This window comes from Agrobacterium sp. 22-214-1 (genome assembly GCF_053522465.1).
The window spans coordinates 1,516,941-1,535,843 of sequence record NZ_JBNWCK010000001.1; the positions used below are offsets into that span (position 1 = coordinate 1,516,941).

Genomic DNA, 18,903 nt, shown 5'->3' on the forward strand with positions numbered 1-18,903 from the left:
CGATCAAGGAGATGCCAACTTGTCATGGATGGAGAAAGGCCGCAGTTCAAGGCGCCATCCGCAAGTGTTGATCGGTCTCGTGGTCGCGAGCCTGCTGGTCATGATCGGCTTTCAGGCACCGGCCGGCGTCAAGCCCCTTTCCAAAACCAGCCGCCTCGAACGATTGCAGAGCGTCGATCCCGGCCGTTCCCTTTCTCTTCGCGAAAAGGATTGCGATAGCGGCAATGATTTCGGCTGCAGGACCGGCGATGCCGGTTCAGGCCTTCGCCTGGACGCGTTTGCCTCACCCGCCCCGAGCCTCAGGGATAATGCCGACGTCTCGCTCGTTGCTGTTGCCATCGTGCCACAAGCTTTCCGAGACTTTGCCAGCGTGGTTCCACGCGCGCCTCCGCATATTATGTATTAGTCATTCCGGCGGTCCTCATCATTCGGTTCATTGCGAACCTTGAGGGATCGGAGTCGTCGGAAACCCGCCGTAGGCTCCCATTCCAGAGAGAAAACCGCCGCCGCATATGACACTTGCAACCATTCTTCCATTCATTGTCGCATTGCCCTTCGTTGGCGCGCTTCTGACGGCCTTCATGCCGCGCGAGGGTGCGGCCGCCGGTCCCGCCTCCGTTGCGGGCGCAGTCGCCCTTTTTGGCCTTGTCAGCAGCATTTTTCTCTATACGAGCGTCAGCGGCGGCGCGGTTCTCAAGTATGATGTGGAATGGCTGCCCCAGCTCGGCCTGAACTTTACCCTGCGGCTGGACGGATTTGCCTGGATTTTCACGATGCTCATTACCGGCATTGGCCTGCTGGTGGTGCTCTACGCGCGTTATTATATGTCGGCCGAAGACCCGATCCCCCGTTTCTTCGCCTTCCTGCTCGCCTTCATGGGTTCGATGCTTGGCGTGGTGCTCTCCGGCAACGTCATCCTGCTGTCGATCTTCTGGGAAATGACCAGCATCTTTTCGTTCCTGCTGATCGGTTACTGGCATCAGAACGCCGGTGCGCGCGACGGGGCACGCATGGCGCTGACCGTCACCGGCATCGGCGGCTTCAGTCTGCTGGCCGGCCTGCTGATCCTCGGCCATATGGCGGGAAGCTATGATCTCGACAAGATCATCGAGGCCGGTGCGGCTATCCGCGCCCATTCCCTCTATGTGCCCGCGCTCATCCTCATCCTCGGCGGCGCGCTGACCAAGAGCGCGCAGTTTCCGTTCCATTTCTGGCTGCCCAACGCCATGGCGGCGCCCACACCCGTTTCCGCCTATCTGCATTCGGCCACAATGGTGAAGGCGGGGGTTTTCCTGCTGGCGCGGTTCTGGCCGGTGCTGGCGGGCACGCCGGAATGGTTCTGGCTGGTGGGCGCGGCCGGCATCATAACCCTGCTGCTCGGCGCCTATTTCGCCATGTTCCAGCAGGACCTCAAGGGGCTGCTCGCCTATTCCACCATCAGCCATCTTGGCCTCATCACAACGCTGCTCAGCCTCGGCAGCCCGCTTGCGGCAGTGGCGGCCATTTTCCACATGGTCAACCACGCCACCTTCAAGGCCTCGCTCTTCATGGCGGCCGGCATCATCGACCATGAGACGGGCACGCGCGACATGCGGCGCTTGAGCGGGCTTTACACCTATATGCCCGCAACCGCGACGCTCGCCATGGCGGCAAGTGCGGCCATGGCCGGCGTGCCGTTGTTTAACGGCTTCCTCTCCAAGGAAATGTTCTTTGCCGAGGCCGTCGAAACCCATGCCGACTCGCTGCTGGACCGGGCCCTGCCCTATGTCGCGACGCTGTCGGGCGCATTTGCCGTCGCCTATTCGCTGCGCTTCATCCACACGGTGTTCTTCGGCCCCAAGCCCGTCGATCTGCCGAACCCGCATCCGCACGAGCCGCCGCGCTGGATGCGTTTCCCCATTGAATTCCTCGTCTTCGCCTGCCTGATCGTCGGCATCGTTCCGAGCCTCTCCATCGGCCCGTTCCTGCATTCGGCCGTGCTTTCCGTTCTCGGTCCGCAGACACCCGTCTACAGCCTATCGATCTGGCACGGTTTCAACCTGCCGCTGATCATGAGTATAGCGGCGCTGATCGGCGGGGTTACGATCTATGCCCTGCTCGGCGGTTATTTCTCGCGCTGCGACGATGGCCCGCCGGTCTTCCGGCATTTGCGGGGACAGCGCATCTTCGAGCGCATTCTCGTCACCGTGTCCTGGAAATGGGCGCGGTGGCTGGAAAGCACGCTCGGCACGCGGCGGCTGCAACCGCAGCTGAGGCTTCTTATCCTTGTGGCGCTTCTTGCCGGTTTCTCGCCTCTCTTCCTTTCGGAATTCTCCCTGTCGCTGCCGCGCGTCACGACCTTCGATCCGATCTTCGCCATTCTCTGGCTGATCGGCATGATCGCGGCCATGGGTGCGGCCTGGCAGGCGAAATATCATCGCCTCGCCGCGCTCGTCATGCTGGGCGTCTCTGGCCTCGTCACCTGCCTTACCTTCGTCTGGCTTTCCGCGCCGGATCTGGCCATCACCCAGCTGCTGGTGGAAATCGTCACCACGGTTCTCATCCTGCTCGGCCTCAGATGGCTGCCGAAACGTGTCGAGAAGGTCGACAGCAGCGATGAGCTGCCGGCGCAGCTTCGCCGCGCCCGCGACTTCCTGCTCGCCGCAGGCAGCGGTATCGGCATGTCCGTCATCGCCTATGCCGTGATGACGCTGCCGGTGCCGAACGCGATTGCGACCTATTTCCTCGAACGCGCGTATACCGAAGGCGGCGGCACCAATGTCGTCAACGTCATCCTCGTCGATTTCCGTGGCTTCGATACCTTCGGCGAAATAGCGGTGCTGGCCATCGTGGCGCTCACCGTCTTTGCGCTGCTTCGCCGTTTCCGCCCCGCCCATGAAAGCATCGGGGTGCCGGAACAGCAGCAGATGCAGAACGCCTTCGATGCCGAACGGCCAGACCGGAGCAATGGCGATACGGTTCGTGACTATCTCTATGTGCCGTCGATCGTGATGCAGTGGATGTTCCCGGTCATCATCACCTTCTCGATCTTCCTGTTCATGCGCGGCCACGACCTGCCGGGCGGCGGCTTTGCGGCCGGCATCACCATGGCCATCGGCTTCCTGCTGCAATATCTTGCCGGCGGGGCGCGCTGGGCGGAGGACCGCATCCGCATCCTGCCGCTGCGCTGGATGGGTTTCGGCCTTTTGATGGCGGCGGCGACGGGTATCGGCTCCTGGTACTTCGGCTACCCGTTCCTGACCTCCTATTTCCAGTATACGGAGATACCCTATATCGGCAAAATGCCGACGGCATCCGCCCTGCTGTTCGATCTCGGCGTCTTCTCGCTGGTCGTCGGCTCCGTTGTTCTTATCCTGATAGCACTGGCACACCAATCGTTGCGTAACTACCGCGTTCGCACGCCTGAAGCCGCAAAAGCGGAGGACGTGTAATGGAACTCATTCTTGCAATCGGCATCGGCATCATGACCGGCTCCGGCGTCTGGCTGGTGCTGCGCCCGCGCACCTATCAGGTCATTGTCGGGCTTTCGCTGCTGTCTTACGCCGTCAACCTCTTCATCTTCGGCGTCGGCGGCATCAAGACCAATGCGCCGCCGGTGCTGGTCAACGGCGTCGACAGTTCGACGCTCGCCGACCCCGTGCCGCAGGCGCTGGTGCTGACGGCCATCGTCATCGGCTTCGCCACCACCGCATTGTTCCTCGTCGTGCTGCTTGCCGCCCGCGGCCTCACCGGCACCGACCATGTGGACGGGAGGGAGTCGAAATGATGTCGTTCCCCTTCCATATTGTCATCGCGCCCATTCTTCTGCCGCTGATTACCGCCGCCCTTCTGCTGTTCTTCGACGAGCGCCAGCGCGTGGCGAAAGCCGCCATCAGCCTCACCTCGACGGTGCTGTTGCTGGTGGTCGCCATATTGCTGTTCCGCGAGGTGAACTCGACGGTCAATACCGAGATCGCGGCCGTGGTCTCAAGCGGCGTCTATCTGCTCGGCAACTGGCCGGCGCCCTTCGGCATCGTGCTCGTCGCCGACCGTCTTTCGGGCCTGATGGTGCTGTTGACGGCGCTGCTTGCCATTCCGTCCTTGATCTATTCGATGGCGAAGTGGCACAGGTCGGGCGCGCATTTCCATTCGCTGTTCCAGATGATGCTGATGGGCGTCAACGGTGCATTCCTGACCGGCGACCTCTTCAATCTCTTCGTCTTCTTCGAAGTGATGCTCGCCGCGTCCTACGGTCTGCTGCTGCACGGCTCCGGCCAGCAGCGCGTCAAGGCCGGGCTGCATTATATCGCCATCAACCTCGTCGCCGCCCTGTTCTTCCTGATCGGCGTCAGCCTCATCTATGGCGTTACCGGCACGCTGAACATGGGCGATCTCGCCCACCGCATCGAGGGGCTCAACCCCGATCAGCGCATGCTCTTGGAAACCGGCTCGGCCATCCTCGGCATCGCCTTTCTGGTCAAGGCCGGCATGTGGCCGCTGAATTTCTGGCTGCCTTCCGCCTATGGCGCGGCGTCGGCCCCGGTGGGCGGGCTCTTCGCCATCATGAGCAAGGTCGGCATTTATGTCATCGCCCGCCTGTCCTTCCTGCTTTTCGGACAGACGGCCGGGGAATCGGCCGGTTTCGGCCATGATGCCCTGCTGGTTGGCGGCATCGCCACCATCATCTTCGGGGCCATCGGCGTTCTGGCGTCGCAGGCGCTGGGGCGGCTTGCCGGCTTTTCGGTTCTCGTCTCGTCGGGAACGCTGCTTGCCGCCATGGGCACCGGCAATCCCACGGTTGCGGCCGGCGCGCTTTATTACATGGTCAGCTCCACCCTCACCATCAGCGCCTTCTTCATGCTGATCGAACTCGTCGAGCGCGGACAGGATGCCGGCGCGAACGTTCTTGCCGTGACCATGGAGGCCTATGGCGAAGGCGACGAGGAAGAGGAGGAAGAGGAAGTCGGCGTGACCATGCCCGCCACCATGGCGGTGCTCGGGGCCTGTTTTGCCGCCTGCGGCATTCTTCTGGCCGGCCTGCCGCCGCTTTCGGGCTTCATCGCCAAATTCTCGATGCTGACCGCCATTCTCAATCCTTCCGGGCTTGGCGCCAATGACAGCGTTTCCACGCTGTCCTGGTGGCTGGTCTTCCTGATCGTCTTTGCCGGTTTCGCCTCGCTGATCTCGATGACGCGCGCCGGCATCCGCACCTTCTGGGCTTCCATCGAAGGCACCGTGCCCCGCGTACTCGTCATCGAAATCGCCCCCGTGATGCTGCTGCTCGGCCTGACGCTCGCCATGACCGTGCAGGCGGGACCGGTAATGCGATACATGCAGGAAACGGCGCGTATTCTCGACCTGCCGGCAAGCTATATTCAGGGCGTCATTTCCGCACCCCGAGCGGGAAGCAACCCGGAGGCAGAGCCATGATAAGCCGTGTCCTACCCTACCCGCTGCTGACGATCTCGCTGATCTTTTTCTGGATGACGATCAATAGCTTTTCGCCCGGGCATCTGCTGCTCGGCACCGGTGTTGCGCTTGTCGCCTCCTGGGCGATGGCGTCGCTCAGGCCCGCCAAGCCGCGCATCCGCAACTGGCACAGGCTCGTGCAGCTCATCCTGATCGTGCTTTACGATATTGTCAGGTCCAATCTCTCGGTCGTGAAGATCATCCTGTTCAAGCGCGAGAGAGACCGCAAATCCGGCTTCCTGGCCGTGCCGCTCGATATTCGCGATCCGATGGCGCTTGCGGTTCTGGCGACGATCCTGACCTCGACGCCGGGAAGCGCATGGCTCGAATATAATTCCAGCCAGGGCACGCTGCTGCTTCACGTTCTCGACGATGTGGATGAGGCAGCCTGGATAAGCCTCATCAAGAACCGTTATGAAAAACTGCTGATGGAGATATTCGAATGAGTTCGATTATCCTTTTCTGGTCCTTTTCGCTGGCGCAGTTCATGCTCGCCATCGCCATGGCGATCTCGGTCTATCGCATCGCCATCGGCCCGCGCGCGCAGGACCGCGTGCTGGGTGTGGATACGCTCTATGTCAACGCCATGCTGCTTCTTTTGACCTTCGGCCTGCGCACCGGCAACGACATCTATTTCGAGGCATCGCTGCTGATCGCCATCCTCGGCTTCGTCTCCACCGTCGCCCTTTCCAAATTCCTGATGCGCGGGGAGGTGATCGAATGAGCGAGGCGCACGAATTTCCCCTCTGGGCCGCCATCGCCGTGGCCTTCTTCGTCCTTCTGGGCGCCTCGCTGACGCTGATCGGCACCATCGGCTTTGCCAGGCTCAACAGCTTCTATGAGCGCCTGCATGCACCAACGCTCGGCACCAGCTGGGGCACCGGCGGCATCGTCATGGCCTCGATCATCTATTTCTCCGTCTCCGGCGACCGCTTCGCCTTCCACGAAATCTTCATCGGCATTTTCATGACGGTGACGACCCCGGTTTCCCTGATGCTGCTGGGGCGCGCTGCGCTTTATCGCGACCGGGCGGAGCAGAATACGGATAATCGGGAGCATCTGTAGATTTGTGAAGGATATCCGATTTCGACTGTCCTTTATTTTACCGGCATTATCGTCCAATAGCTTCATATATCTGCTAAAAAAACGACTTAAGAAACGCTCGAGTGGAAACAATATCTTGGCTCTTGTTTCCAACAAGCCGGAATCAATCCGACCATAATTGGAGCGTTGTCATGTCTGAACTGGATGAACTCCTTCGTCAGAAAGCTGAAATCGAAGCACGGATCGTTGAGGTCAGAGCGCACGAAATTGACCGGCTCAAACTGGAGTTCGCCAACCTGGCTTATAAACTCCGAGAATTGAACGGCCTACCGAAAGCTATTACGGAAAACTTCACCGACAAGGCGGGAACGTTTAATCCGTTTCGCGTTATGAACGTGAAAAAGGCTTAGCTCCCCTGTTGTTGAGATTACCATGGATTTGGCCTATCTGACGAGGAACGCTGTTTCGGCAGAGCGCGCGCGGTCAAGAATTCTGCGTTCGGGATTTACGATCAGCGGCCACAAGCTCTGGACGGACAAAGAAGACCTAGTCTGCAGAATATTCTACCCCGACTATTTTGCCATATGTCAGGTTCTAGATACGCGATCCAAAAAGGCGATTCAGACGCGTTGTCAAAAGCTGGGCTTGGTTCCACCCAAACAATCTTGGGGGTGGCCAGCAAGACAAAAACTACGCAAACTCTATCCAGAAGCCAGCAGAGAGGACATCTGTAAATTTTTCCCTGGGGTTGAATGGCAGAAAATTCAGTCGGCCGCCCGCTATTACGGATATCGCCGCAAGAAAAAACCTTACAAAATCACCGGCGTTCTGGCGCTCGATCAGCTTCGGAAGCATTGCTACGATTCAAATTTGACTATGCGGGACACCGACGAAGGGGCAGGAACAGGGCGCTACTTTCAGACACGCGGTTACCGAAGCAAATATCCCAACTTCAAAGCTATTAATCGAGGAGTGAGGGCACTGGGTGGTCACCTTGAAGTCCGATGGGATGAATGAGGTGAATATTCATCGCCCATTTTTGGCCACCTTCCTGAAGGTCAGGGAAATTCGTCTGCCTCGGGCTGTCCTAATTCCATTCACGATATCCGATTTGCGAGCCGGAATTTCATGGGTCCAGCCGTAGCGGCCAGCGTCTCTCAGCAAGACGCCGGAGCGAGGTTGAAGCAAGACGCCGCATATGGCTGGTCCATGCAATTCGCGGAAAACCATCTCGCATGTGGATAAAAGGCTTATCGACACGATCGTATCGTCAAAACAGGGCACACAATCGACATGCGCACTGATGCCCTGCCCCGGAAGATATTCGTTCGCGATAACCTGATCGGGCAAATCCCGACAATAACATGTGGTAACTAACCGCTCCGCGAACACGCCAAGCCATGGCGGCAACGGCCCGAAATACGCTTCCGCGGTAACAGCGCGCGCCTTATAATCGTACCGATAACCGAAATGCTGCACGCGACGTTTCAACTCCGTGCTCCACACATCCGCATCGAGTCTGTGGGCGACGACGGCCTCCTCCTCTGGAGAGAGAAAGCCGTCAAAATAGACAATGCCGGGGGGTAGAAGAGGTGGGCTTGTGACACGATCCATTTGTGGGCTGCTCTCCAACTGCCTGCAATAAACAGTCTTGGCCCATGGCTACACCGGGCCTGTCAAAAGCATATGATGGCGGTAGCTACTCATCGAAATTTGCCTGCAAATGGACAAGTCGCCCATGCGCGCCATTCATCAACAATGCAATTGAGATAAATGGTGCCCGGAGGCGGATTTGAACCACCGACACGCGGATTTTCAATCCGCTGCTCTACCAACTGAGCTATCCGGGCACTTCAGGTCCTTGAAGAACCTCCGCTTTTGGCGGGCGGGGCTGTTTGGTGCCCCGAAAGTGAGCGGGGTTATAACATCTTGTTCGGACATGGCAAGCGCCATCGCGAAGTTTTTTGACAGTTTTTTCACGGCGCCTGTGGATGGTTGAAATCTACGCCCGGCGAAGGCGGGATTGCAGCGGAAAACCCGCTCCCGGGCATCCGCCGGGCCAGCGGACCGTGGCGCGGCAGGGGAAGGCTTACGCCCCCTCATTGCGCCGTGCGGCAAGACCAAGCGCGATTGGCACCACCGCCACCAGCGCCGCCATGACGGGCGAGGAGGCGAAGATGCGGCTTGCCAGCGATGTGACGGCAACGGAGCGCACCACCGTCATCAGGCGCGAATTCTCGCGGTCGCGCTCATGCCGGGCATCGGTGGATTTATGATGCGGCGTGTTGGAGGCGGCTTCCAGCCGTTTGACGTCGCGACGAATCTTTTCGAGCTGTTTGCGAAGGTCTTCCAGTTCCGCCCGCAAGGATGATTCCGCCGGGGCCGAGGCACGCGCCCTTTGGGCAGCAGCGGGTTTTGCAGCCTTCTTCTCCGCGGCCTCTTCGTCCAGTTCGGCCAGATGGTCGTCAAGGTCCGAGGGCTTGTCGAAACCGTGGGATCGCAGTGGTGCTTTCATCGCTATCTCCTGAGGCGTGCTGAATTCCGGCGGCGGGCGCTTTTGCCCAGTCAGCCTTTTCAACGCCTCAGCCGGGCAAAGGATGCACGGAAAGCGGGGAGACAGGCATAATAAAACAGGCCCCGAAGGGCCTGTTCAATGTCTCGCGGAGCCTCAGGCCGCCTTGGCGGCGCTGGCATAGGGATCGAAGCGACCGTAGAAGGTTTCGCCCTTGGCGGCCATGTCCTTCAGGAGCGGTGTCGGCTTGAATCGCGGGCCGTAGGTCTCGCTGAGCTTCTCGGCGAGTGCGACGAAGTTCTTCACGCCCATGCCGTCGATATAGGACAGCGCGCCGCCGGTATAGGGCGCAAAGCCGAAACCGAGGATGGAGCCGACATCCGCCTCACGCGGATCGGTGACGATGCCTTCTTCCACCGTGCGGGCGGCTTCCAGCGCCACGGTGACGAGGAAGCGCTGTTTCAGCACCTCCATATCCACCGCTTCAGGCTTCTGCTGCGGATAGAGGTCCTTCAGGCCGGGCCAGAGGGATTTCTTGGCGGGCTTTGGCGGGTAGTCGTAAAAGCCCTTGGCGTTCTTGCGGCCGAAGCGGCCTTCGCCTTCCACCAGCTTCTTCACCAGCTCCATATGGCGCGGATCGACAGCCTTTTCACCGAGATCGGCGACGGTGGCTTTCAGGATCTTGTAGGAAAGATCGATCGCCACTTCGTCGTTCAACGCCAGCGGGCCGACCGGCATGCCGGCGAATTTCGCGGCATTTTCGATCATGGCGGGCGGCACGCCTTCGATCAGCATATCGTAGCTTTCGGCCATGTAACGTAACACGCAGCGATTGACGAAGAAGCCGCGCGTATCGTTGACCACAATCGGGGTCTTCTTGATCTTCGCCACATAGTCCAGCGCGACGGCGAGCGCCTTGTCGCCGGTTTCCTTGCCGAGGATCACTTCCGTCAGCATCATCTTCTCGACAGGTGAGAAGAAGTGGATGCCGATGAAATCCGCCGGGCGCTTCGAGTTCTTCGCAAGGCCGGTGATCGGCAAAGTGGAGGTGTTGGAGGCGAAGATCGCGCCCTGCGGCAAGACGGCTTCCACGGCCTCGATGACGGCTTTCTTCACGTCGCGGTCTTCGAAGACGGCCTCGATGACGAGATCGGCATCGGCGAGCGCCTTGTAATCCGCCGTCGGAGTAACGAGGTCGAGCAGGGCCTTGCCCTCATCCTGCGTCAGCCTGCCCTTGCCGATGGCCGCCTTGACGCTTTCCTCGCAATGGCCCTTGCCCTTGTCCGCCGCTTCCTGATCGCGATCGACCAGCGTGACGGGGATGCCGGCTGCGGCGGTAACATAAGCGACAGCTGCGCCCATGAAGCCCGCGCCGACGACGCCCACCTTTTTGAACTCCGTCTTCGGCTGGCCGGCCGGGCGGCGCGCGCCCTTGCCCAGTTCCTGCATGGAAATGAACAGCGAGCGGATCATGCCGAAGGCTTCCTTCGAGCGAAGGATTTCGGTGAAATAACGCTGCTCCACCTTCAGCGCCGTGTCGAAGGGCAATTGCAGGCCTTCATAGACGCATTTGAGGATGGCGAGGGCGGCCGGATAGTTGCCGGCGCTTTCGCGGCGCAAAATGGCCGGTGCTGCGGGCCAGAGCTGGGCAGCCGCCGGCGTCCAGATGCCGCCACCGGGGGCCTTGAAGCCCTTTTCATCCCAGGGAGCGACCGGTTTCAGGCCGTCCTTGATCATCTGCTTTGCGGTTGCAACCAGCTGATCCGGCTCCACCACCTGATGCACCAGCCCCATGGCCTTGGCGCGCGCGCCGGTCAGCGACTGGCCGGTGGTCATCATCTGCAGCGCCGATTGGGCATCCGTCAGGCGCGGCACGCGCTGGGTGCCGCCGGCGCCGGGGAAGATGCCGACCTTGACTTCCGGCAGGGCGATCTTGAGGTTCTTGGCGCTGGAGGCGACCCGACCGTGGCACGCAAGCGAGAGTTCGAAAGCGCCGCCCATGCAGGTGCCGTTGATGGCGGAAACCCAGGGCTTACCGTTGGTCTCGATCTTGCGGAACAGGCCCGTCATGCGGCCAACCAGTTCGAACAGCTTTGCCGCCGCCTGATCCGGGTTCTTCGTCTTCTCGTCATTGTAGAAGGAGAACATCGACTTGATCATCGAAAGATCGGCGCCGCCGGAAAAGGTGCTCTTGCCTGACGTGAAGACAACGCCCTTGACGGCGCTGTCAGCGACAGTCGCGTCAACGATGGCGTTCAACTCGTCCATCACTTCTGATGTGAAGACGTTCATGGATTTTTCCGGCATATCCCAGGTGACGAGGGCAATGCCGTCTGCGTCCGTCTCGATGGTGAAATTGGTGTAAGTGCTCATTTGGGATTCCTCTTCCCTGAATCTTAATGGCCGCTTCGCTTTCTCCGTCATCCTCGGGCTTGACCCGAGGATCCAAGCACCGGGGATAGATCCTCGGGTCAAGCCCGAGGATGACGGGGGAACCGTTGCGGTATCAGCCGAAGCCTCTCAAACCCGCTCGATAACCGTCGCCGTGCCCATGCCAGCGCCGATGCAGAGCGTAACGAGCGCGGTGTTCAGATCGCGCCGCTCCAGCTCATCCAGCACCGTGCCGAGGATCATCGCGCCGGTTGCACCGAGCGGATGGCCCATGGCGATGGCGCCGCCATTGACGTTCATCCGGTCGTGGTCGATGTCGAAGGCCTGCATGTAACGCAGGACCACGGCGGCGAAGGCTTCGTTGAGTTCGAAAAGATCGATATCAGCAAGCGACATTCCGGTCTTTTTCAGGAGCTTTTCGGTCACATCCACCGGGCCGGTCAGCATCAGCGCCGGATCGGAGCCGATATTGGCGAATGCCTTGATGCGGGCGCGGGGCTTAATGCCCATTGCCTCGCCGCCCGCCTTCGAGCCAACCAGCACGGCCGCAGCGCCATCGACGATGCCGGACGAATTGCCGGCGTGATGGACGTAATTGATCCGCTCCACTTCCGGATGCGCCATGATGCCGACGGCTTCGAAGCCGCCCATCTCACCCGGCATCTGGAAGGACGGGTTGAGCGAGGCCAGCGCCTGCATGTCCGTGCCGGGGCGCATATGCTCGTCACGGTCGAGGATCGTCAGGCCGTTTGAGTCCTTCACCGGAATGACCGACTTGTTGAAATAGCCCTTTTCCCAGGCATGCGCCGCGCGCTTCTGGCTTTCGACGGCATAGGCGTCGACATCGTCACGGGAGAAGCCGTATTTGGTGGCGATGAGATCGGCCGAGACGCCCTGCGGCATAAAGAAGGCCGGGAAGTTGACCGAAGGGTCCATGTACCAGGCGCCGCCAGACATGCCCATGCCGACGCGCGACATGCTTTCGACGCCGCCCGCGATGACGATATCGTCAGATCCCGCCTTGACCTTGCCGGCTGCGAAGTTGATGGCATCGAGACCCGAGGCGCAGAAGCGCGAGATCTGCATGCCCGGTGCCCTGTTGGAATAACCGGCCTCGAAGGCGGCGGCCTTGGGGATCACCGCGCCGGCATCCATGACGGGATCGACACAGCCCATGATGATGTCATCGACGGCAGAAGTGTCCAGTCCATTGCGGTCGCGGATGGCTTCCAGTGTCTTGGCGGCAAGGCGAACGGAGGGCACCTCATGCAGGCTGCCATCCTTCTTGCCGCGTCCGCGCGGGGTGCGGACATGGTCGTAGATAAATACGTCGGTCATTGTTTCTCTCCCTGCGGCGTCATAAACGCCAGCCTCATCAGAATGCTTCCGCAGCCAGTTCCATCATGGTGTCCGCGCCGGTTTCGATGCGGGCCTTGCGCAGCGCCGTTTCCGGCATGATGCGCTCCATATAAAACTTCGCCGTGACAAGCTTGGTCTTGAGGTAATCCTCGTCCGAAGCGCTGCCTGCTGCAAGCGCTTCGCTGGCGGCTTTCGCCATGCGCGCCTGCATGTAACCCAGCACCACGATGCCAAAGAGATGCATGTAGTCGGTCGAACCGGCACCGGCATTGTCGGGCTTGGCCATGGCGTTCTGCATGAACCACATGGTTGCGGCCTGCAGATCGTTCAAGCCCTTCTTCAGGCCTTTGGTGTAAAGGCTCAGCTTTTCATCGGCGCGGTTTTCCTCGCAGAAATCGCCGATTTCCTTGAACAGCGCCATCACGGCACGGCCGCCATTCATGCCGAGCTTGCGGCCAACCAGATCGAGCGCCTGAATGCCGTTGGCACCTTCGTAGATCATGGTGATACGCGCATCGCGGACATACTGGCTCATGCCATGTTCTTCGATGTAGCCATGGCCACCGAAGACCTGCTGCGCCATCACAGCGTGGTCGAAGCCCTTGTCGGTCAACACGCCTTTCAGGATCGGGGTCACGAGGCCGAGCAGATCGTCTGCCGCCTGCCGCTCTTTCTCGTCGGTCGAGCGATGGGCGATGTCGGATTGCAGCGCGGTCCACAGAAGGAAAGCACGGCCGGCCTCATTATAGGCCTTGATGGTCATCAGCGTGCGGCGGATATCCGGGTGCACGATGATCGGATCGGCCTTCTTGTCCGGGAATTTCGCGCCGGAAAGCGAGCGGCCCTGAATGCGCTCGCGGGCATATTCCACCGCATTCTGATAGGCGATTTCACCGACGGACAGCCCCTGCAGGCCGACGCCGAGGCGGGCTTCGTTCATCATCACGAACATGGCCGAAAGGCCCTTGTTCTCAGCGCCGAGCAGATAACCGGTCGCGTCATCGTAGTTCATGACGCAGGTGGCGTTGCCGTGAATGCCCATCTTGTGTTCGATGGCGCCGCAGGTGACGCCGTTGCGCTCGCCCGGCGTGCCGTCTTCCTTCACCAGGAACTTCGGTACAATGAAGAGCGAAATGCCCTTGGTGCCCTCAGGCGCGCCTTCGATGCGGGCGATTACCAGATGAACGATATTGTTCGTCATGGAATGTTCGCCGGCGGAGATGAAGATCTTCTGGCCGGAGATTTTGTAGCTGCCGTCGGCCTGCGGCACAGCCTTGGTGCGCAGCATGCCGAGATCGGTGCCGCAATGGGGTTCGGTCAGGTTCATGGTGCCAGACCATGTGCCTTCCACCATCTTCGGCAGGTAGGTGTCCTTCTGCTCCTGCGTGCCATGCACCAGAATGGCGGCAATCGCACCCTGCGTCAGGCCGGGATACATCATCAGCGACAGGTTGGCCGACGACATATATTCGCCAATGGCGGCGTGCAGCGTATAGGGCAGGCCCTGACCGCCGAATTCCGGCGGAACGGCAAGGCCGATCCAGCCGCCCTCGCAATAGGCGTCATAGGCATCCTTGAAACCATCCGGCACGGAAACCGAACCGTCATCGGCGCGCTTGCAACCCTGTTGGTCGCCGGAAAGGTTGAGCGGGAAAAGCCGCTCTTCGGCAAGCTTTGCGGCTTCACCGGTGATAGCCTCGATCATGTCGGGGGTTGCATCCTCGAAGCCGGGCAGGTTGTTATACCGCTCCAGGCCGAGAACGTCGTTCAGGATAAAAAGCGTGTCTTTAACTGGGGCCTTGTAAACAGGCATTACCGATGTTCCTCCGCATCGTGAGCGCCGGCGATAATCCGGCCGATATGGGATGACAATATTTGACGTGCGCGTAAACGTCAAATAAATTTCAGCGGAATATCCCTTCTCCTTTTTCGCGGAATGGACGTCCTGCCCGGCGCAGGCCTGCCGCCTGCCGCAAAAGTTAAAAAATTCCGACCATAGTTAACTACTTCTTTACCACGTTTCGTGAATTCTCCCGACAGAGGTAACTGCTTCGTACTCCGGCGCATTTTCCTCAACGGGGGCGAATACCGGCTCTAGGATTGCTGCATGTTGCGGCGACGGCGTGTCCAGGCAGGCAACGTCGCGACAGATAACCGGGCACGGCGGGCGGAAGCGAAGCGAGCGAAAAGATGAACGGATTGCGATCGAAAACCCAACAGCCAAGCGACAGATCGTCTCTTGATGCGCTCAATCGCACCATTGAAGGCCTTGAAGCCCGTATCGAAGGGCTGATGAGCCAGAAGTTCCCGCGCGACCCCCGGGCCGCGAGCGCTCAACCCGAAGCGAAAAGCGAGGCTTATGCCGCGCGCGCCGCCGTCACGCCGCCGCAGCTCGATCCCGTCAACGAAATCCGCCAGCGCCAGCGTCTCCTCGAAGCGAGCTTCCAGCGCCCGCAGGAACCCGCCGCCCGGCCGGAACGGACGATTACCAGACCGCTTGCACCGGAATACCGGGCAAGGGACGCCCAGCAGGCGGCCGCTCCCGCACCGCGGGCCCGCGCCATTCCGCCCTATCAGGAACAGCAACGCAATGACGCAGCCCTGCATGAAATAGCACAGGCGCTCGTCAATCTGCGGCATGAGCTGAAGCACGACATTGCCGAAGGCGTCGCCCGCGAAGCGCAGGGCCTGCGCGCCGAAATCCGCAATATTCGCGCGGTGGCGGAAGACCAGCAGTTCATCGGCGATCTGCGCGACGATATCGCGCGGCTGGCCGGCAGCATCGACCAGCTCGGCAATCTGGCATCTCCCGATGCCTACGGGCTGCGCAACGAATTCGAGGACCTGCGCCTGACGATCGACCAGCTTGCGCGCGAAGACAGCGTGCACCGGATCGAAAGCCGCTGGAACAATGTGGAAGACACGCTGCGCGGTTTCGACGCCGGCGCGTTGCAGGATGAGATCGTTTCGCTCGCCTATCGTCTCGATGACATCAAGACGCAGCTCGGCGGCATGAGCAACAATCCGGCCGTGCGCGTACTCGAAGACAAGCTGATCACCATTGCCAGCGCCGTGGAGCAGCTCGGCAAGCACATGCAGCCGAACGAAGCGGCCTTTACCGAACAGTTTTCCGGTCTCGACCAGCGGCTGGACGAAATCAGCCGCGCCATTGCCGCAACCGGCACGCGCGCCAATACGCAGGCAACGGACAATGCGCTGGCGCAGCGTCTGGAGAACCGGCTTAACGGCCTTGCCGAACAGCTTGGCGACATCAACCGCCTTGCCGCCGCAAAACCTGAACCGGCGCTGGACCTGACCGCCCGCCTTGAAGCGCTGGCGGGCAAGATCGACGAACTCAGCACCGCCCGCGACGCCGCCCAGTTGCATGAGCGGCTGGACCAGCTTTCCCTGCTTCTGGAGCGTTCGCAGCGCCCCTCGCAACAGGCGGAGCTGACGTCTTTCCTCAGCGACATTTCCCGCAAGATCGACGCGCTGGATCACGGCGCCGTCAATGACGGTCTGGCCGAACGGCTCGACCTGCTCTCGCGCCGGATCGAGGACCTCGATTATCGTTACAGCCAGCCGCAGCCGGCATCGGGCCTCAGCGAAAGCGCCTTCTCGCGTCTGGAAGAGCGGCTCGGCAATATTGCCGCCCGTCTCGACGAGACCGCCCATGCCGCGCCCGCCGACAGCCACGCGCTGGCAAGCCTCGAAAACCAGATCGCCCATCTCTCGACGCTGATCAGCCAGCCGGTGCAGATGCAGGCCGCAGGCATGCCGCCTGAACTCGATGCCCGCATGGCGGCCATCGAAGACTATATGGCGTCCAACGACGAATATATCATCGAAGCAGCCCGGCAGGCGGCCGAGGCCGTTCTGGACGCCTATACCCGCAACAATCTCTCGGCCGGCGCAAACCTTGCCGACATGACCATGCTGACCGATCTTGCGACCGATCTGCGCAATCTCGAAGCCTTGAGCCGCAACACCGAAGAGCGCACGCACCGCACATTCGAAGCGCTGCATGAGACGTTGGTGCAAATCGCCGGCCGGCTGGATAACCTCGACAATGCTCCCGTCTACCGCGAAGAGGCCGCGCCCCGCAGCGTCGCGAAGCCTGTATTGGCCCCTGCGCACGAAGATATATCCATGCCGGCCGCAATCTTCCCGGAAGAGGGTTATATTGCCGAAGAACAGGCCATTCTCGACGCCGACGGGAAAGATGGAGATGCCATCGTGCCTCCCGCTGCGGCGAAGCCCGCGAAGGCGGAAAAAAAGAGCCTGCTTGCCGGCCTGACGAAGCGTTTCAAGACAGGTACTGCAAAGACCGTCAAAACCGCAGAAGAACCCGTATCGGCCTCCTCCTCCTCCGCCCGCACGCAGGTCGAGCCCGCCCCGTCGCTCGATCCGATCGACGTTCTGCCGGCGGGTCAGGAGAACGAACTTCTGGAGCCGGGTTCGGGTGCGCCCGATATCAAGAAAATCCTCGAGCGCGTGCGCGCCAGCCAGGTGGCCGCCAGCGGCAAGGCTGCAGACGCCGAAGGACGGACGGATTTCATTGCCGCCGCCCGTCGTGCGGCGCAGGCCGCCGCCATGGAAACATCGCCGGAGAAGCTTGATACCGGCAAGAAGGGCCGCAAGGCCGAGGCATCGGGGCTCTCGCGCTATCGCCGCCCGCTGCTGCTCGGCATCGGCGCCATTCTTCTGGCGATGATGGCCATGCCGCTCGTCAAGACGCTGATCGGCGGCGCGGAAGCTCCGGCTCCGGTCATCGAGCAGAAGCAGGACAATGGCCCGGTCTCCGCGCTTCCCGAAGCGGGCGACAAGGCCGTGACCATTCCGTCCGATCTCGCCATCGATCCGGAACAGGCAGCATCCGCTGACAGCATCGAAAACACCGCACCGGCGGAAAACACCATCGATCCCCGCACCGTCGGCGGCGCACCGCTGCCTGACGAGCCGCCGGTTGCCGACGTTCCCGCCGTGGATGCGGCAAATTCCGGCACCGTCGCGCAGAACGAACCTTCGGCTCCGGTACAGGTCACAGCCACGGCTGTTCCCGCCCAGGACGCCATCACCGTTCCCGCCGGCATCGAGCCGGCATCGCTTGCCGAAGCTGCCGCCAAGGGCGACACGCAGGCGCTGTTCGAGATCGCAGCGCGCTACACCGATGGCCGCGGCGTTGCCGCCGACCGCACCGAGGCGGCAAAATGGTACAAGCTCGCCGCTGATCGCGGCCTTGCACCCGCGCAATATCGTCTCGCCAATCTCTACGAAAAGGCGAACGGCGTCGAACGCAACCTTCCCGAAGCCAAGCGCTATTACACGCTGGCCGCGGAACAGGGCAATGCGGGCGCCATGCACAATCTCGCCGTCCTGCTTGCTTCCGATGCGGCCGGTCAGCCGGATTTCGCCGCCGCCGCGCAATGGTTCATCAAGGCTTCCGACCTCGGCGTTCGTGACAGCCAGTTCAACCTCGCCATTCTCTATGCCCGCGGCAGCGGCGTGAAGCAGGATATCGAAGAATCCTACAAGTGGTTCGCCATCGCCGCCAGAGACGGTGACGCGGACGCCGCCCAAAAGCGCGACGAAGTGGCAGGGGCCCTGAACCCGCAGCAGCTTCAGAGTGCGAAGGCCAAGGTGGACGCCTGGAAGGTCAAGCCGCTTTCGGAAGACGCCAACAGCGTCAACCCGCCCGAGGAATGGGCCGGCAAGGAGGGTGTGAAGACCGCCTCCGTGGACATGGAAAAGGCGATCCGCAACATTCAGGCGATCCTGAACAAGAACGGTTTTGACGCCGGCCAGCCCGATGGCAAGCTCGGCAAGAACACCGTGACGGCCATCAAGGACTTCCAGAAGTCCGTGGGCCAGACGCCGGACGGCCGCATTACCAACGAGCTGGTGACCGCGCTTCTCGCCCGCAACAAATAAACATTCGAGAACCGGCGAAGCGGCCCCTTGGCCGCTTTCGCTCAGCCCGGCGCAGGAATGTGGCCGGCTGCCGACACACGGCCGCTATCTTTCCAAATTATCAACGTATTTACCGTTGAATGTTGACAGGTCAGGCCCTCGCGGGCATGACGGATGAAGGCCGGGCATGCCCGGTCTTTTCAGACAGAAAGTGTAAATCGCGGCGCGGCCCCCTCACC

At 61.0% G+C, this 18,903-nt stretch carries 15 protein-coding genes and 1 tRNA gene; 10 read left to right on the plus strand and 6 right to left on the minus strand.

What is annotated here, in order from left to right; genetic code table 11:
* Nucleotides 1-28 precede the first annotated feature (28 nt).
* From ACQZ5G_RS07615 to ACQZ5G_RS07655, 9 genes are all read left to right on the plus strand, one after another.
* Nucleotides 29-406 carry a hypothetical protein gene (locus tag ACQZ5G_RS07615; protein ID WP_448737596.1) on the plus strand — a complete coding sequence of 126 codons (378 nt, stop codon included), beginning with the start codon at nucleotides 29-31 and terminating at the stop codon, nucleotides 404-406.
* Nucleotides 407-512: 106 nt separating this feature from the next.
* Nucleotides 513-3,431, plus strand: a complete 2,919-nt coding sequence (locus ACQZ5G_RS07620; protein ID WP_448737280.1) for a monovalent cation/H+ antiporter subunit A — start codon at nucleotides 513-515, stop codon at nucleotides 3,429-3,431.
* Complete coding sequence (locus ACQZ5G_RS07625; RefSeq protein WP_003503487.1) at nucleotides 3,431-3,766, plus strand: Na+/H+ antiporter subunit C; 336 nt, start codon at nucleotides 3,431-3,433, stop codon at nucleotides 3,764-3,766. Before ACQZ5G_RS07620 ends, ACQZ5G_RS07625 begins: the two co-directional genes overlap by 1 nt.
* Nucleotides 3,763-5,409 carry a monovalent cation/H+ antiporter subunit D gene (locus ACQZ5G_RS07630; protein ID WP_035239397.1) on the plus strand — a complete coding sequence of 549 codons (1,647 nt, stop codon included), beginning with the start codon at nucleotides 3,763-3,765 and terminating at the stop codon, nucleotides 5,407-5,409. The genes ACQZ5G_RS07625 and ACQZ5G_RS07630 overlap by 4 nt, the downstream gene beginning before the upstream one ends.
* Nucleotides 5,406-5,894, plus strand: coding sequence for a Na+/H+ antiporter subunit E (locus tag ACQZ5G_RS07635; RefSeq protein ID WP_003522771.1), 489 nt, complete (start codon nucleotides 5,406-5,408; stop codon nucleotides 5,892-5,894). Before ACQZ5G_RS07630 ends, ACQZ5G_RS07635 begins: the two co-directional genes overlap by 4 nt.
* Nucleotides 5,891-6,172 carry a K+/H+ antiporter subunit F gene (locus ACQZ5G_RS07640; protein WP_003522772.1) on the plus strand — a complete coding sequence of 94 codons (282 nt, stop codon included), beginning with the start codon at nucleotides 5,891-5,893 and terminating at the stop codon, nucleotides 6,170-6,172. The genes ACQZ5G_RS07635 and ACQZ5G_RS07640 overlap by 4 nt, the downstream gene beginning before the upstream one ends.
* Complete coding sequence (mnhG, locus tag ACQZ5G_RS07645; RefSeq protein WP_003522773.1) at nucleotides 6,169-6,513, plus strand: monovalent cation/H(+) antiporter subunit G; 345 nt, start codon at nucleotides 6,169-6,171, stop codon at nucleotides 6,511-6,513. The genes ACQZ5G_RS07640 and mnhG overlap by 4 nt, the downstream gene beginning before the upstream one ends.
* A 170-nt stretch (nucleotides 6,514-6,683) precedes the next feature.
* Nucleotides 6,684-6,902 (plus strand): hypothetical protein, encoded by a 219-nt coding sequence (locus tag ACQZ5G_RS07650; RefSeq protein WP_262534781.1) that lies wholly within the window; start codon nucleotides 6,684-6,686, stop codon nucleotides 6,900-6,902.
* A gap of 22 nt (nucleotides 6,903-6,924) precedes the next feature.
* Nucleotides 6,925-7,509 (plus strand): hypothetical protein, encoded by a 585-nt coding sequence (locus ACQZ5G_RS07655; protein WP_448737279.1) that lies wholly within the window; start codon nucleotides 6,925-6,927, stop codon nucleotides 7,507-7,509.
* Nucleotides 7,510-7,518: 9 nt separating this feature from the next.
* Here ACQZ5G_RS07655 and ACQZ5G_RS07660 read toward each other — a convergent pair whose 3' ends face one another.
* The 6 genes from ACQZ5G_RS07660 to ACQZ5G_RS07685 form a co-directional block, all read right to left on the minus strand.
* Nucleotides 7,519-8,106 (minus strand): alpha-ketoglutarate-dependent dioxygenase AlkB, encoded by a 588-nt coding sequence (locus ACQZ5G_RS07660; RefSeq protein ID WP_448737278.1) that lies wholly within the window; start codon nucleotides 8,104-8,106, stop codon nucleotides 7,519-7,521.
* 160 nt (nucleotides 8,107-8,266) lie between these two features.
* Nucleotides 8,267-8,342 (minus strand) — tRNA-Phe (locus ACQZ5G_RS07665).
* A 239-nt stretch (nucleotides 8,343-8,581) separates the two neighbouring features.
* Nucleotides 8,582-9,007 carry a hypothetical protein gene (locus tag ACQZ5G_RS07670; RefSeq protein ID WP_448737277.1) on the minus strand — a complete coding sequence of 142 codons (426 nt, stop codon included), beginning with the start codon at nucleotides 9,005-9,007 and terminating at the stop codon, nucleotides 8,582-8,584.
* Nucleotides 9,008-9,160: 153 nt separating this feature from the next.
* Entirely contained in the window at nucleotides 9,161-11,377 is a 2,217-nt protein-coding gene (locus tag ACQZ5G_RS07675) for a 3-hydroxyacyl-CoA dehydrogenase NAD-binding domain-containing protein (RefSeq protein ID WP_448737276.1), read from the minus strand.
* A gap of 147 nt (nucleotides 11,378-11,524) precedes the next feature.
* Nucleotides 11,525-12,733: an acetyl-CoA C-acetyltransferase gene (locus ACQZ5G_RS07680; RefSeq protein ID WP_174056039.1), complete on the minus strand. Its 1,209-nt coding sequence runs from the start codon at nucleotides 12,731-12,733 to the stop codon at nucleotides 11,525-11,527.
* 37 nt (nucleotides 12,734-12,770) lie between these two features.
* A complete protein-coding gene (locus ACQZ5G_RS07685; protein WP_448737275.1) occupies nucleotides 12,771-14,567 on the minus strand; it encodes an acyl-CoA dehydrogenase C-terminal domain-containing protein in 1,797 nt (598 codons plus the stop codon).
* A gap of 377 nt (nucleotides 14,568-14,944) precedes the next feature.
* Between ACQZ5G_RS07685 and podJ the strand changes: the two genes are divergently transcribed.
* The gene (gene podJ, locus ACQZ5G_RS07690; protein ID WP_448737274.1) at nucleotides 14,945-18,685 is read left to right on the plus strand and encodes a cell division protein PodJ; all 3,741 of its coding nucleotides are present in this window, start codon (nucleotides 14,945-14,947) and stop codon (nucleotides 18,683-18,685) included.
* Nucleotides 18,686-18,903: the final 218 nt, after the last annotated feature.